The sequence below is a fragment of the Actinosynnema sp. NPDC004786 genome, from assembly GCF_053601135.1.
Genome location: NZ_JBSGBG010000024.1, coordinates 67,413 through 81,462 on the forward strand (window position 1 = coordinate 67,413; position 14,050 = coordinate 81,462).

Annotated in this window: 10 protein-coding genes; 7 read left to right on the plus strand and 3 right to left on the minus strand. The window is 74.0% G+C overall.

Translation table 11 applies throughout. The annotated features are described in order from the left end of the window. The first annotated feature begins 63 nt into the window (after positions 1 to 63). Together ACWEFJ_RS22255 and ACWEFJ_RS22260 are read left to right on the plus strand one after the other, a co-directional pair. Positions 64 to 1,383 (plus strand): cytochrome D1 domain-containing protein, encoded by a 1,320-nt coding sequence (locus ACWEFJ_RS22255; RefSeq protein WP_449714890.1) that lies wholly within the window; start codon positions 64 to 66, stop codon positions 1,381 to 1,383. A 69-nt stretch (positions 1,384 to 1,452) separates the two neighbouring features. Next, complete coding sequence (locus ACWEFJ_RS22260; protein WP_449714891.1) at positions 1,453 to 1,752, plus strand: hypothetical protein; 300 nt, start codon at positions 1,453 to 1,455, stop codon at positions 1,750 to 1,752. On the opposite strand, the gene ACWEFJ_RS22265 is transcribed toward ACWEFJ_RS22260, so the two are convergent. After that, entirely contained in the window at positions 1,740 to 2,951 is a 1,212-nt protein-coding gene (locus tag ACWEFJ_RS22265) for an MFS transporter (RefSeq protein ID WP_449714892.1), read from the minus strand. The two genes, ACWEFJ_RS22260 and ACWEFJ_RS22265, sit on opposite strands and share 13 nt — an antisense overlap. A gap of 115 nt (positions 2,952 to 3,066) precedes the next feature. Between ACWEFJ_RS22265 and ACWEFJ_RS22270 the strand changes: the two genes are divergently transcribed. From ACWEFJ_RS22270 to ACWEFJ_RS22280, 3 genes are all read left to right on the plus strand, one after another. Further along, positions 3,067 to 3,864 (plus strand): WecB/TagA/CpsF family glycosyltransferase, encoded by a 798-nt coding sequence (locus tag ACWEFJ_RS22270; RefSeq protein WP_449714893.1) that lies wholly within the window; start codon positions 3,067 to 3,069, stop codon positions 3,862 to 3,864. A 2-nt stretch (positions 3,865 to 3,866) separates the two neighbouring features. Next, on the plus strand, positions 3,867 to 5,909 hold the full coding sequence (locus tag ACWEFJ_RS22275) for a glycosyltransferase (protein ID WP_449714894.1): 2,043 nt from the start codon (positions 3,867 to 3,869) through the stop codon (positions 5,907 to 5,909). 404 nt (positions 5,910 to 6,313) lie between these two features. Further along, positions 6,314 to 7,834, plus strand: a complete 1,521-nt coding sequence (locus ACWEFJ_RS22280; RefSeq protein WP_378088023.1) for a serine/threonine-protein kinase — start codon at positions 6,314 to 6,316, stop codon at positions 7,832 to 7,834. A 36-nt stretch (positions 7,835 to 7,870) separates the two neighbouring features. Here the strand turns inward: ACWEFJ_RS22280 and ACWEFJ_RS22285 are convergent, their stop codons facing one another. After that, a complete protein-coding gene (locus ACWEFJ_RS22285) occupies positions 7,871 to 8,656 on the minus strand; it encodes an enoyl-CoA hydratase/isomerase family protein (RefSeq protein ID WP_449714895.1) in 786 nt (261 codons plus the stop codon). Between the two features lie 446 nt (positions 8,657 to 9,102). Here ACWEFJ_RS22285 and ACWEFJ_RS22290 point away from each other — a divergent pair, with 446 nt between their 5' ends. After that, positions 9,103 to 9,636, plus strand: a complete 534-nt coding sequence (locus ACWEFJ_RS22290; RefSeq protein ID WP_378088019.1) for a LuxR C-terminal-related transcriptional regulator — start codon at positions 9,103 to 9,105, stop codon at positions 9,634 to 9,636. Between the two features lie 73 nt (positions 9,637 to 9,709). On the opposite strand, the gene ACWEFJ_RS22295 is transcribed toward ACWEFJ_RS22290, so the two are convergent. Next, positions 9,710 to 12,529, minus strand: coding sequence for an ATP-binding protein (locus ACWEFJ_RS22295; RefSeq protein WP_449714896.1), 2,820 nt, complete (start codon positions 12,527 to 12,529; stop codon positions 9,710 to 9,712). Between the two features lie 266 nt (positions 12,530 to 12,795). Here ACWEFJ_RS22295 and ACWEFJ_RS22300 point away from each other — a divergent pair, with 266 nt between their 5' ends. After that, positions 12,796 to 14,034, plus strand: coding sequence for an ABC transporter substrate-binding protein (locus ACWEFJ_RS22300; protein WP_378088015.1), 1,239 nt, complete (start codon positions 12,796 to 12,798; stop codon positions 14,032 to 14,034). Positions 14,035 to 14,050: the final 16 nt, after the last annotated feature.

The window sequence follows — 14,050 nt, forward strand, 5'->3', positions numbered from 1 at the left end:
CTAACGGCGCAGTGGTCCCCGCCGATTGGAGCACTGCGGGACCCCAACCCCTGGAGGTCGATAGTGCTGCTCGGACGATTTCGCAAGGCGCCGGCCACGTGCGGCGTGGTCGCGTTGGGAGCGGCGCTGCTGCTCGTGCCGCCCGGCACGGCGGCGGCGCAGGACCCGGTCCGCGTGCTCGGGTACGTCGCCAACAACGGCGGCGGGGTGTCGGTGCTGGACACCGCCACGAACGCGGTCACCACGACGCTCGTCGACTCGGCCGGCGACTCGCCGTACGGCGTCGGCGTCGCGTTCGACGGCACGCGCGGGTACGTCACGAACGTGCGCGACGACACGCTGACCGTCATCGACACGCCGACCAACACCGTGGACGCGGCGGTGCCGGTCGGCGACGGGCCGGCCGGTGTCGTGGTGTCGCCCTCCGGCGGGCACGTGTACGTGTCCAACTACGCGGCGGGCACCGTCTCCGTGGTGGACGCGGCCACGCTGACGACCACCGAGACGATCCCGGTCGGCGCGAACGCGGACGGCATCGCGATCACCCCGGACGGCACGCGGCTGTACGTGGCGCACGACGTCGTGGGTCCGGGCACGGTGTCCGTGGTGGACACCGCGACGAACACCGAGATCGCCGACATCCCGACCGGCAGCACCCCGACCGCGGTGGCGGTGACGCCGGACGGCGCGAAGCTCGTGGTGGTCAACAAGTTCTCCAACAACGTGGCCGTGGTGGACACCGGGTCCAACGCCGTGCTCGGCACGGTGCCGGTGAGCTTCATCCCGCACGGCGTGGCGATCTCGCCCGACGGCGCGCGGGCGTACGTGACCAACAGCGAGGCCCACAGCCTGTCCGTGGTGGACCTCGTCGCGTTGACGCCGGTGGCGCAGATCCCGGTCGGCAGCAGGCCGATCGGCGTCGCGCTCACCCCGGACGGCGCGAAGGCGTACGTGACGAACTACAACAGCGGCACGGTGTCCATCGTGGACACCGCGAGCCTGGCGGTCGTGGGCTCGGTGCCGGTGGGGGCGAACCCGGTGGGCCTCGCGATCCACGCCGTCCCGCCCGCGCCGACCAGGCTCGTGGCCGGGTACGGGCAGCTCCAGCTGCGCCTGCTCGGCTTCACCGCGCGGGGTCTGGACGCCACGCTCACCGAGTCGCACACGGGCCGGCCGGTGGCGGGCAAGGCGATCGCGTTCCGCACGATCAAGGGCCACCCGCTGTGCACCGCGACCACGAACGCCCAGGGCAAGGCGCAGTGCGACGCGAACGTGCCGCTGCTGGTGGGGCTCTCCACCCTGCTCCGGGGCTACACGGCGAGCTACGCGGGCGACACGACCCACGGCCGTGCCGCGGCGCACGGGGCGATCGGCCTGCTCTGACCGCGTGTAGCGAGCGGGGCTGAGGGGCACCTCCCGGGAGGACCGGAACCGACCTCCCGGGGGAGTGCCATGCGCTTCGACTCCGACAAGGACATCGACTTCGCCGAGGACGCCGATCCCGGCAGCTTCCCGACGGAGCGGTCGCGGCGTCGGGCCATCGGCCTCGACCGCTGGTCGGGCCGCCACCCGGTGCTGGTCACGCTGTTGACCGGCGCGAGCCTGGGCGTCCTGATGTGGTGGGCCCTGCTGGACGTGCGGCCGGAGAAGCTCGGCTCCCGCCTGGTGATCTACGTCGCGTTCGTGGTCGCCGCGACGGTGTTGGTCGCCCGGTTCGCGCTGAAGGCCAGGAAGCGGTACTACGGCCGCTGAGCGTTGAGCCGCCAGGCCACCACGACCGCCACCGCCAGCGACCCGATCGCCGCCCACACCGCGGCGCCGAACGCGGCGAACTGGAGCAGGAAGCCGAACGCCACGGACGACACCAGCCGCGCCAACGCCTGCCCGGTCTGCACCACCGCGAGCCCCGACGCGCGCAGCGACTCGGGCACGAGACCGCTCACCCGCGCGGACAGCACGCCGTCCGTGGCGGCGTAGAACAGGCCGTGCAGCAGCAGTGCCGCGCCGACGCCGAGGTAGCCGGTGCCGGGTGCGAGCAGCAGCACGTACACCGCCAACAACAGCACGTGCCCGCCGAGGAACACCGGCCACCGGCCGACCCGGTCCGCCAACCGCCCGACCGGCGCGGCGGCCACGAGGAACACCATTGCCGTGCCCAGCGGCAGCAGCGGCAGCAGGTGCAGCGGCGCGTCGGTCGCGTCCTGCACCAGGATGAACACGAACGCGTCCGAGAGCGTTGCGAGGCCGAGCACGGCCGCCGCGACCGCCAGCCGCCGGTAGCCCGCCTCCCGCAGCAGCGCGAGGCCCGCCCGCACCGACGGGCGCGGCCCGGCGAGCACCGGGCGCGGGTTCTCCCGCACGAACGCCACCAGCACGATCAGCCCCACCGCGGCGAAGCACGCGCTCACCACGAACACCGGACCCGCGACCGTGCCGATGCCGTACAGCAGCAGGAACGTCACCAGCGGCCCGAGGAGCGCGCCGACGGTGTCCATGCTGCGGTGCAACCCGAACGCCGCGCCGAGCCGGTCCGGCGGCGTGGCCAGCGAGATCAACGCGTCCCGCGGCGCGGTGCGCAGGCCCTTGCCCGCGCGGTCGGCCGCCATGGCCGCGCCGATGCCGAACGCCGACGCGCCCACGACCGGGAAGATGAGCTTCGTCACCGCCGACAGCCCGTAACCGACCGCGGCGATCGCCTTGTGCCGGTGCGTGCGGTCCGAGACGTGCCCGCCGACGAGCCGCAGCACGGCCGTCGCGCCCGTGTAGAGGCCGTCCAGGACGCCGAACTGGGCGTAGCCCATGTTGAGCGTGAACAGCAGGTAGACCGGCATGAACGCGGTGACCATCTCGGCGGAGACGTCGGTCAGCAGGCTCACCGCGCCGAGCGCGACCACCGTGCCCGGCACCTTGCCCCTGACCCGCTCGCTCGGCCGGACGGACGCTACGTACATGCCCCCGTTATCGGTCACGTGCGGTGACCGTTACCGGTGCGGGCCCCGTCGTAACGGGGACCACGCCGAACCCGATGACGCGGGTATGCCGGAACTCCCGCAGCCCCGCGTCCGCGTGGGCGCAGTCGACGTGTGGTCCGTCCGCGAGTCCGGTGTCGCCGATCACGTCGCCGCCGCGTGGCGGCGGGCCGAGGGCGGCGCGATCGTCACGGCCAACGTGGACATCGTGCGCGCCGCCACCCGTCGCCCCGAGCTGGCCGCGCTGATCGCCGAGTCGGAACTGGTCGTGGCCGACGGCATGCCGGTGGTGTGGGCGGGCCGGCTCGCGGGCGTGCCCGTGCCGGAACGGGTCACCGGGTCGTCGCTCGTGTTCACCCTGGCCGGGGCCGCCGCCCGCGAGGGCCGCTCGGTGTACCTGCTCGGCGGCGAGCCGGGCGTGCCGGAGAAGGCCGCCGAGGTGCTGGCCGGCCGGTACCCGGGGTTGCGGGTCGCGGGCACGGACTCGCCGCCGTTCGGCTTCGACGCCGATCCGGGGGCGACCGCCGCGACGGTGGCCAGGGTGGTGCGGGCCGAGCCGGACCTGGTGCTGGTCGGGCTCGGCTTCCCCAAGCAGGAACGCCTGATCCGGCTGCTGCGCGCGGAGCTGCCGCGGGCGTGGTTCCTGGGCTGCGGCGCGGGCATCCCGATGGCCGCGGGCGAGTTCAAGCGGGCCTCGGGCGTGGTGCAGAAGATGGGCGCGGAGTGGCTGCACCGCCTCGCCCTCGAACCGCGCCGCCTGGCCAAGCGCTACCTGCGCGACGACCTGCCCTTCGCCTTCCGCCTGCTGGGCGGCGCACTGCGCACCCGCCTCCGCCGCACCACCGCCGGGACCGCCGGCGACCAGACCACCGCCGGCGCCCGGATCGGGGAGTAGAAGTGCCGCTTGCCGTCGTCGTCGTGACCTACCAGAGCGCGGAGGTCGTCGAGGACTGCCTCAGGTCCGTGGACGCGGCCCTGGCGTCCATCCCGGACAGCCGGGTCGTGGTCGTGGACAACGCCTCCACCGACGACACGGTGGCGATCGTCGCCCGCGTCGCCCCGCACGCGCAGGTCGTGGCGCGGACCGCCAACGACGGGTTCGCGGCGGGCGTCAACGCCGGGTTCGCCGCCGCGCCCGACTGCGACGTGCTGGTGCTCAACCCCGACGTCCGGCTCGACCCGGACGCCGTCGCGCTGCTGCGCGCCGCGCTGTCCCTGCCCGGCACCGGCATCGCCGTGCCCCGGCTGACCGGTCCCGACGGCGCGCCGCAGCTGTCCTTGCGCCGCGCGCCGAACCCGTTGCGCGCGTTGGGGGAGGCGATCCTCGGCGGCCCGCGCGCGGGCCGGTCCGCCGCCCTCGGCGAGCTGGTGGTCGACCCGATCCGGTACGAGACGGCCGGGACGGCGGACTGGGCGACCGGCGCGGCCTGGCTGATCTCCCGCGAGGCGCGCGAGGCGACGGGCGTGCTGGAGGAGCGGTACTTCCTGTACTCGGAGGAGACCGAGTACATGCTGCGTGCGGGCCGGCGCGGGCACGCCGTGCGCTACGAGCCGCGCGCGCGGGCCGTGCACCTCGGCGGCGAGCAGTCGACGTCGCCGGTGCTGTGGTCGATGGCCACCACGAACCGGGTGCGGATGGTGCGCGAGCGCAACGGTCGGTTGGCGGCGTTCGCGATGTGGTGGGCCGTGCTGCTGAACGAGCTGCTGCGCCTGCCGCGCGGGGCCAAGCACCGCCGTGCCGTCGGCGACCTGCTGCGCTGGCGGCGGTGGCCGCAGCGCCCCGGCGCGGGCGCGGAGCCCGGCTGGGTGTGCTTCTCCGCGCAGGACTGGTGGTACCACAACCGGGCGCACTCGGACTTCCAGCTCATGCGGTCGATGGCCGCGCACCGCCGGGTGCTGGTGGTCAACAGCATCGGCATGCGGATGCCCACCCGGGGCAACAGCACGCACGTGTCCCGGCGGATCCTGCGCAAGCTGCGCAGCGTGGCCAAGTTCGTGCGCCGGCCGCTGCCGGACTTCTACGTGATGTCGCCGTTGCCGCTGCCGTTCTACGGCTCGCCGCTGCTGCGCAAGGTCAACGCCGTGCTCGTCCGGGTCCAGGTGCGCGCGGTCGCCCTGGCGCTGGGCCTGCGCACGCCGGTGATCATGGTCACCATCCCGACCGCGTGGGACGTCGTCGCGCCGATGCGCCGGCACCGCCTGGTGTTCAACCGCTCCGACCGGCACTCCGACTTCCCCGAGGCCGACCGCGCGTCCATCGAGGCGCTGGAGAACCAGCTCCTGGACCACGCCGACCACGTGGTGTACGTCAGCCACGCGTTGATGGAGGAGGAGCGGGCGCGCACCGGTTCCCGCGCCTACTTCCTCGACCACGGCGTGGACGTCGACCACTTCACCGCGCGGCCGCAGCACGAGTGGCCGGACGACGTCCGCGCCGTCCCCGGCCCCCGGATCGGCTTCTTCGGCGCGCTGGACGACTTCGTGGTCGACTTCGACCTGCTGGAACGCGTCGCCGCCGAGCTGCCGGACGCGTCCCTGGTGCTGATCGGCGACGCGACGCACCCCATGGAGCGCTTCGACAAGTACCCCAACGTGCACTGGCTGGGCTTCCGCCCGTACGACCTGATCCCGGCCTACGGCTCGGCGTTCGACGTGGCGATCATGCCGTGGCAGGACAACGACTGGATCAAGCGGTCCAACCCGATCAAGCTGAAGGAGTACCTGGCGCTGGGCCTTCCGGTCGTCAGCACGGACTTCGCCGAGCTGGCCCACTACACCGACCGCGTCCGCGCCGCCCGCTCGCACGCCGAGTTCGTCGACGCCCTGCGCCGGACCCTGTCCGACGGCCCCCTGCTCCCGCCCCGGGCGCTGCGCACCTCCGTCCAACCCCACTCCTGGCAATCCCGCACCCGAACCCTCCTCACCCTCACCACCACGTGAGCCCACCCGCCAAACCCGCGTGTCCAACCTCCAGAACGCGTGTGTCCTACGCCCAGAACCCGCGTGTCCTACGCCCAGAACCCGCGTGTCCTACGCCCAGAACCCGCGTGTCCTACGCTCAGAACCCGCGTGTCCTACGTTCAGAACCCGCGTGTCCTACGTTCAGGACGCGTGAGTCGTACGTTCAGGACGCGTGAGTCGTACGTTCAGGACGCGTGAGTCGTACGTTCAGGACGCGTGAGTCGTACGTCCGGGACCTCTGAGTTCAACGCTCAGGACGCCCGACCCGGTCCCGAGACACCCTCGACTGCACGACCCCGCCCGAGGTTGCGCGGTTGTGGCCTGCGCCGCGAACCCCGCCGTCCGGGCCGACCGGGGCGGCCGGCCCCTCTAGTGTGGGTGTCGTGCAGCCACTGCCCCCGAACGCCCCGTCGCGGATCGGCGACTACACGCTGCTCGCCGCCCTCGGCCGCGGCGCGATGGGGTCGGTCTACCTGGCGCGGTCACGCGGCGGGCGGCCGATCGCGGTCAAGGTCGCGCGGGCCGAGCTGGCCGACAACCCGCAGTTCCGCGAGCGCTTCCGCCGCGAGGTCGAGATGGCACGCGCGGTCGGCGGCTTCTGGACCGCCACCGTCGTGGACGCCGACCCGGACGCCGACCGGCCGTGGATGGCCACCGAGTACATCCCCGGCCCGAGCCTCCAGCAGGCCGTCCAGGACCACGGGCCGCTGCCCGAACGCGCCGTGCGCCGCCTCGCCGGCGGCCTGGCCGAGGCCCTGGTCGCGATCCACGGCGCGGGACTGGTCCACCGCGACCTCAAGCCGTCGAACGTCCTGCTGGCCGACGACGGCCCGCGCGTGATCGACTTCGGCATCGCCCGCGCCCTGGAGCACTCCGCGCTCACCGAGGCCGGCATCGTGTTCGGCACCCCCGGCTACCTCTCGCCCGAGCAGGTCGTCGGCCGGCGGATCACCGCCCAGAGCGACGTGTTCGCGCTCGGCTCGGTGCTGGTCTACGCCGCGACCGGCGGCGGGCCGTTCGGCGAGGGCGCCACGTCCGCGCTGGTCTACCGCGTGGTCCACCAGGAGCCCGACCTGTCCCGCGTGCCGCCGGGCCTGGTGCCGCTGATCGTGCCGTGCCTGGTCCGCGAACCGGAGCACCGCCCCACGCCCGCGCGCCTGCTGGAGGTGATCGGCCCGCCGTCGGCCGAACCGTCCTGGCTGCCGCCGCGCGTGCGGACCATGGTCGAGCAACGGCACACCGAGCTGAGCAAGCTGCCCGCCAAGCCGCCGACCCGCGTGCTGGTGGACGACCCGCCGCCCAAGCCGCCGACCCTCGTCGCCCCCGCGGCGACGAACCTCCCGGCGGTCGCGCGCCACCCGGTCCCGGCCGAACCCGACCGCAAGGACGTCCGCCCCACCGGCGTCCGCTTCAAGACCTCCCGCGCGGTCGGCCTGAGCTGGGCCGGCGCGAACGTGGTGGCCGCCCTCGTCACCGCCTCCGTCGCGGACTCGGCGTCGGGCGCGCCGGGCGCGGTGCGGCTGGCCGCGTTCGTCGCGTTCCTGGCGTTCGCGCTGGCCGGCGTCCGGCTCCTGATCGGCGTCGCCCGCTCGCCGCTCACCCTCGACGTCGGCCCCGACGGCATCACGCTGTCCAACGGCGCCCGCTCGCACCGCCTCCCGTGGTACGCCATCGCCCGCGTCAAGGTCGAGGCCCACCACGCCCGCCCGTGGCTCGTGGTCTGGCTGGTGCCCGCCGCCAAGACCCCGGACACCCTGGGCCGCGGCAGCTTCACCCGGCACCAGGGCGGCCTGCGGGTCTACCCGATCTCGCACGAGCGCTACCGCAAGCGCCGCGACCGGGACGTGGTCGAGCTGCGCTCCGCCCTGGCCTGGTACGGCTCCGCCGCCTACGACCCCCGCTAGGGCGACCGCCACCGGCCCCCGAGGCGCGCGCGAAGGTCAGCGACCGCTGAACGTCGCCTTGCCCGGTCCGTCGGTCAGGAACGACCGCACCGCGCCGCGCAGGTCCTCGGTGTCGAACAGCTCGGCCGCGATCGCCGCGACGTGCTCGTTCGCCTCCGCCACGCCGCCGCTCTCGAAGTGCGCCAGCACCCGCTTGGTGGCCGCGTGCGCCACCGTGGGCCCGGCCGCGAGCGCCAGCGTGAACTCCAGCGCCGCGTCGTCGAACCCCTCGTCGGGCAGCACCCGGTTCACCACGCCCCACCGCTCCAGCGTGGCCGCGTCGTAGCGCTCGCCGGTCATCACCAGCTCCTTGGCCCGCCCCACGCCCGCCCGCGCGGCCAGCCGCTGCGTGCCGCCCATGGTCGGGGTCAGCCCGATGACCTTCTCCACCAGCCCGAACCTGGCCCGCTGCGCGGCCAGGACCACGTCGCACGCCAACGCGACCTCGAACGCCCAGGTCAGGCACAGCCCGTGGGCCGCGAACACGGTCGGGAACGGCAGCGCGGCCACCCGCTCCGGCAGGTCCAGCATCCGGTCGAACAGGGCCTTGGCCTGCGCGGGCGTCTTCCGCGCGGCGAACAGCGCCACGTCGACGCCGCCGCTGACGACCTTGCCCTCGAAGCGGATCAGCAACGCCCGCGCGGGCCGCTCCTCCAGGTCCTCGACCGCCGCCTCCAGCAGGTCCTGCAACTCGCCGGTGTAGAGGTTCAGCGGGGGCGCGGCGACCGTGAGCACGGCCAGCCCTGCCGCGTCCCGCTCGAGGCGGAGGAGTTGCGCTGCCACGGGCGTGCACCCTACACGCGTCCGGAATGCCGAAAAGCACGTGCCCGAATGGACCAGCGCGGGTGAAAATCTGCCACTGTGTTCGTGGACCGTTCAGCCCGAACCCCTTGACCGCCGCGCCGGGCGGTCCCGGGCGGAGCGTGCCGACCGACCCGGCCCTGTTCGCGGGGGTCGTGGCGGCCGTCGTCTCATTTGGAGGCGGCGGCCATTCGCCGCGCCACCCGTACTGACCTGGTCGAAGCGCGGGCGTCGGGCGGCCGACCCGGCTACCGTGAGGTGTTCGCGCCCGCCGACGACCGCTGTGCGGAGCACTGCTCCGAAAAGCGGCTATGAGGGCCATCGGGTTCCCATATCCCTGTTGTGATGTGTCTCACTTGACAGTTAATAAACGCCCCAGTTGAGTATGTGGCGAAAGTCGGCCGCGGAATGAAATGGGGATCAGTCCAGTGGCTTTCGCCGTTGAGTTGACATTTCGTGATGCGCGCCAGGTGCGGAGATCCATTCATCTCGCGCACCGGGAATATTGGCGTCCGCTCGCCGAGCAGGGTGTGCTCGTCGGAACCGGCCCGTGGGCCGACGGTTCCGGCGTGCTGCTGATCGTGCAGGTGCCCGACGACGCCGCGGCCCGGGACCTGGTGCGCGGTGACCCGTACGTGCGATCGCAGTCGATCGCCGAGGTTCGCATACGCCAGTGGCACGTGCTGCTGGGTGTGCCGGAAGGTGAGCGCGTGCCGGGCATGGTCCGGCCGCGCGACGGGCAGAGCGCCGAGGCGCGCTCGCGCGAGCCGCTGACGCCGCACGAGCACCGGATCGCCCTGATGATGTTGGAGGGGATGACGAACCGCCAGATCGCCGAGCACTTCTCGGTGTCGACCCGGGCCGTCGAACTCCACATCACCCGCATCTACCGCAAGCTCGACATCGGCCGGCGGGCGCAGCTCGCCGCGGCGATGCCGTGGGGCCAGCGCTCGTACCTGTAGCGGACGTACCGGTCTGACGCGACGCCGCGAGGAACGGCGGGACACCCCCGCCACCCTCGCGGCGTTCCCGTGCTCAGACCACCAGGTCGGCCCTCGACGCCACGCCGAGCTTGCGCAACGCCCGCGCCACGTGCTGCTCCACCGTGCGTGGCGACAGGAACAGCACCTCGGCGATCTCGCGGTTCGTCCGGCCCTGCGCGACCAGCCGCGCCACGTCCCGCTCGCGCGGCGACAACGCGTTGCCGTAGCCGCGCCGACCGCGCCGTGACGGCGTCGCCACGCCCGCGCCGCGCACCGCGTGCCGGCACCGCGCCGCGTCCCGGCTCGCGCCCAGCGCGTCGAACCGCGCCGCCACCTCGCCCAGCGCGGCTGCCGCGGTCCCGTCACCGCGCTCCAGCGCCAGCACCGCGATCCGCTCCGACAGCCGCGCCGAGTAGTACCGCAACCCCAGCCCGTCGGCCGCCCGGCGCGCGTCCTCCAGCAGCGCCGCCGCGTCGTCCCGACCTTCGTGCAGCGCGAGCGAGGCCCGGCACGTCTTCAGCGCCACGTGCGCGAGCGGCGCGTCCCGGTCGGCCAGCCCGGCGTCGAACTCCGCCACCAGCCGGACCGCGTCCGCCACCCGCCCGGCCGCGCAGAACGCGTCCACCGCCGCCGGGGCCAGCTCGCCCAGCCACGCCCACACGCCCTTGCGCCGGGCGAGGTCCAGCCCGCGGTCCGCCTCGGCGCACGCCCGCGCCGGGTCGCCGCGTTCCAGCCACAGCCGCGCCGACGCGGCGAACCCGCCCAGTGCCACCGGCGTGATCGCGTTCTCCACCGACCGCACCCCGCACGCACCCAGGTGCCGCTCGGCCGCGGCCCAGTCGCCCCGCGCCACCGCCAGGCACCCCAGCACCAGGTCGATCTCCCCGGCGACGGGCAGCATCTCGCGGTACTCCTCCAGCAGCCGCGCGCCCCGGTCGGCGAGCGTCGCCCAGTCCCCGCGGTACCAGTCGAGGTGGATGCGGGTGGACTGGCCGGTGCCCTCGGTGAACGGCACGCCCGCGCCGACCGTGAGGCGCAGGCCCCGGTCGAGGAAGTCGCGGGCCAGGTCGAAGTGCCCGACCAGGGCGAACGCGTCGGCCAGGTTGCAGTGCGCCCGCGCCAGGTGCCGCCGCACGGTCACGTCCGCCGCCGTGTCGGGCAGCCGGTCCAGCTCCGCCATCACGGTGTGGTCGCCGATCGACATCCGCGAGCCGAGCTGGTTGGCCAGCAGCGCGTACCGCGTCTCCTCGTCCGCGCACGAGCCGATGAACGCCTCCACCTCGCGCAGCCACCGCAGGTGCTCGGCCAGCGGCGTGCCGCCGAAGTACGGCTGGGCCAGCACGGCCCGCGCCCGCATCGCCAGGTCCGGGCGGTCGGCCAGCTCGCCGATGGCGCGCTCGACGACCTCCCGGGCGTGCTGCGGGCCGTCGAACTGCCGGATCAGCAGGAACCCGAGGTTGAGCCGCACCTCGCCGCGCGCGGCGGTGGACAGCCGCCGGTCGTCGAGCAGGCGTTCCAGCGTGGCACGGGGGTCGCGCTGGTCCAGCCCGCCGCGGGCGACCTGCCCGAGCTTCACCGCGAGCCGGTCCACGTCGGCGGGCGTGAGCGACGCCTCGTCCAGCAGCCGCCGGTAGAGGTGGGTGGCGGTGGCCGGGTCGCCGACCTCCAAGGCCCGGTCGGCGGCGGCCTCGCCGTGCCGCAGCCAGTCCGCCGCCAGCCCGGCGCGCCGGCTGTGCTCGGCCAACTGCCGGTGCGGGCGCGGGGAGGCGTGTTCGAGGGCGTGCAGGGCGCGCAGGTGCAGGCGTTGCCGTTCGGGACCGGTGAGCGTGTCGTAGACGGCCTGCTGGGCGAGCGAGTGCCGGAAGCCGTAGCGCACGTCGGCGGTCTCGTGCAGCACGCCGCTGTGCAGGGCGTGGGTGAGCGCGGCCCGGGCCCGGTCCGGGGCGACGGCCCCCACGTCCGCGAGGAGCCGTTCGGTGGCGGGCACGCCGAGCACGGCGGCGGCCTGGGCGATGCGCCGGCCCGTGGCGGGCAGCCGGGCCAGGCGTTCGGCCATCGCGTCGCGCAGCAGCGCGGGCACGCCGACCGCGTCCAGCAGCCGCCAGTCCGGGGCGCGCACGGCCCGCAGCACCTCCTCGACCACGAACGGGATGCCGGCCGTGCGCTCGTGCAGGCGGGCGGCGAACCCGGCGGGCACCGCCTCCACGCCGAGGATCGCGGCGGTGAGGTCGTGCACCTGGTGCACGTCCAGCGGGCCCAGCTCGACCAGCGCCGACGCCACCCCGGCGGGCGGCCGGTACGCGCTGCCCAGCGGCATCCCGCCGGGCGCGTCCTCACGGCGGTAGGTGACCAGGGTGGTCAGGTTCGGCGGCGGGTCGGCCATCAGGAAGCGCAGCAGGTGGCGGCACCCGTCGTCGGCCCAGTGCAGGTCCTCGACCACCAGCAGCACCGGGCCGAGGGCGGACAGCAGCTCGCGCACCGCGCGGAACAGGTGGTGCCGTTCGTGGCGCGGGTCGTCCGGGCGCTCGGGCGGCTCGGGCAGGCGCCCGGCGAGTTCGGGCAGCAACGGTCGCAACACACCGGTCACAGGGCTCAGTGACGCCCGACCGAGGTAATCGCCCACGTTCCGCAACGCGTCGAGCACCGCGCCGTACGGGAACGGCTCGCGCAGCGGCTGGCAGAACCCGGTGAGCACGCGCAGCGGCCGCAGCTCCGCCCGGCCGAGCAGCTCGCGCACCAACCGGCTCTTGCCCACCCCGGCCTCGCCCGCCACGAGCACCACCGACGGCTGCGCGGCCACCGCGTCCAGCACCGCGGCCAGCTCGTCGCCCCGACCCACCAGGACGGGGGAGCTGGTTCGCGGTGGCGTCATGCGCTCTCCAGGCGGTTCCGGTTGCGGGCGGGGGTCTCGACCGGCCCCAGTATTAGAACCCGAATCGTTCGGCGGGGGCACCCCGCCGGCCGTCGGTCCACCCCGGGTCGCATCGGCCGTGAATGTTGATCTGAACGGGTGGCAATCGCCGGCGGCGCGGAGCGGAAGTGCGACCGAAATGCTCACCGACCGTGCGGTATGTCACATGATTAGGCGATCCGGGTGATGCCTGTCAATACTCCTTACCCGTCGGTAACCTGAGCGCGGTGGGAGTCCCGTTGGTGCGCAACTTCGTCGTCGGATCGGCCGTGCTCGCCCTGCTGGCCGCGACCGCGTGCGGGGCCGCGGAGGAGACGCCGGTCAAGACCGGGCCCGGCGTCACCGACGACACCATCTCCCTGGGCGTGCTCACGGACATGACCGGACCGTTCTCGGCCACGTCGCTCGTCCGGATCAAGGGCTACGAGCTGTTCCTGGGCGAGCTGAACGAGCGCGGCGGCATCTGCGGGCGCAAGGTCGAGCTGAAGCAGGCCGACCACGGGTACGACGTGAACCGGGCGCTGGACGCGTACTTCGAGCTGGAGCCGCAGGTGCTCGGGTTCATGGACGTCACCGGCGCGCCGATGACCGAGGCCATCGAGCCGGACCTGATGCAGACCCGCGCCGTCGCCGCGCCCGCGTCGTGGTCGGCGAGCCTGCTCGGCAACCCGCACATGATGATCGTCGGCACCACGTACGACCTCGACGTGATCAACGGCCTGGACCACCTGAAGCGGTCCGGGCTGATCCGCGAGGGCGACACGATCGGGCACGTCCACGTCGACAGCGACTACGGCCGCAACGCCCTGGAGGGCAGCGCGTTCGCCGCCGGGCAGTGGGGCATGGACCTCGTCGCGAAGGCCGTGCCGGAGACGGCGGACGTGGCCGCGCAGGTGGGCGAGCTGCGCGCGGCGGGGGCGAAGGCGGTGTTCCTCAGCACGTCGCCGCAGCAGACCGCGACGGCCGTCGTCACCGCCGAGCGGCTGGGCTGGGACGTGCCGTTCCTGGTCAACGCGGTGGGTTACGACCCGTTGATCCTCAAGTCGCCCGCGGCGGCGGCCGCGGTGGCCCGGCTGCGGGTCGTATCGCCGATCGCGCCGTTCGCCACGGACCAGCCGGGGCCGCGGGCGGTGGCCGAGGCGTTCACGCGCGAGTTCCCGGACGTGGAGCCGACCGGGTCGGTGGACCACGGGTACGTGATCGGCGTGGCGTTCGCGGCGGTGCTGGAGAAGGCGTGCGCGGAGCGTGACCTGACGCGTGACGGCGTGCTGCGGGCGTTCCAGGACACGAACCAGGTGGACACCCGGGGCCTGACCGGGCAGCTGCGGTTCTCGCTCGTGGGCAGGCCGTCCGCGACCAAGTCCTTCATCGCGACGCCGGACCCGGCGACGGCGGGCGGGTTGGCGGTCGTCGCGGACCTGTTCGAGTCCGACCTGGTCAAGCTCAAGGGCACGCGCGCCAAGTAGCCCCGGCGGGGAGTTT

Coding starts and splice junctions, on each gene's coding strand:
- ACWEFJ_RS22265 (WP_449714892.1), bottom strand. CDS start 2,951: ATGTACGTAGCGTCCGTCCGGCCGAGCGAGCGGGTCAGGGGCAAGGTG.
- ACWEFJ_RS22260 (WP_449714891.1), top strand. CDS start 1,453: ATGCGCTTCGACTCCGACAAGGACATCGACTTCGCCGAGGACGCCGAT.
- ACWEFJ_RS22295 (WP_449714896.1), bottom strand. CDS start 12,529: ATGACGCCACCGCGAACCAGCTCCCCCGTCCTGGTGGGTCGGGGCGAC.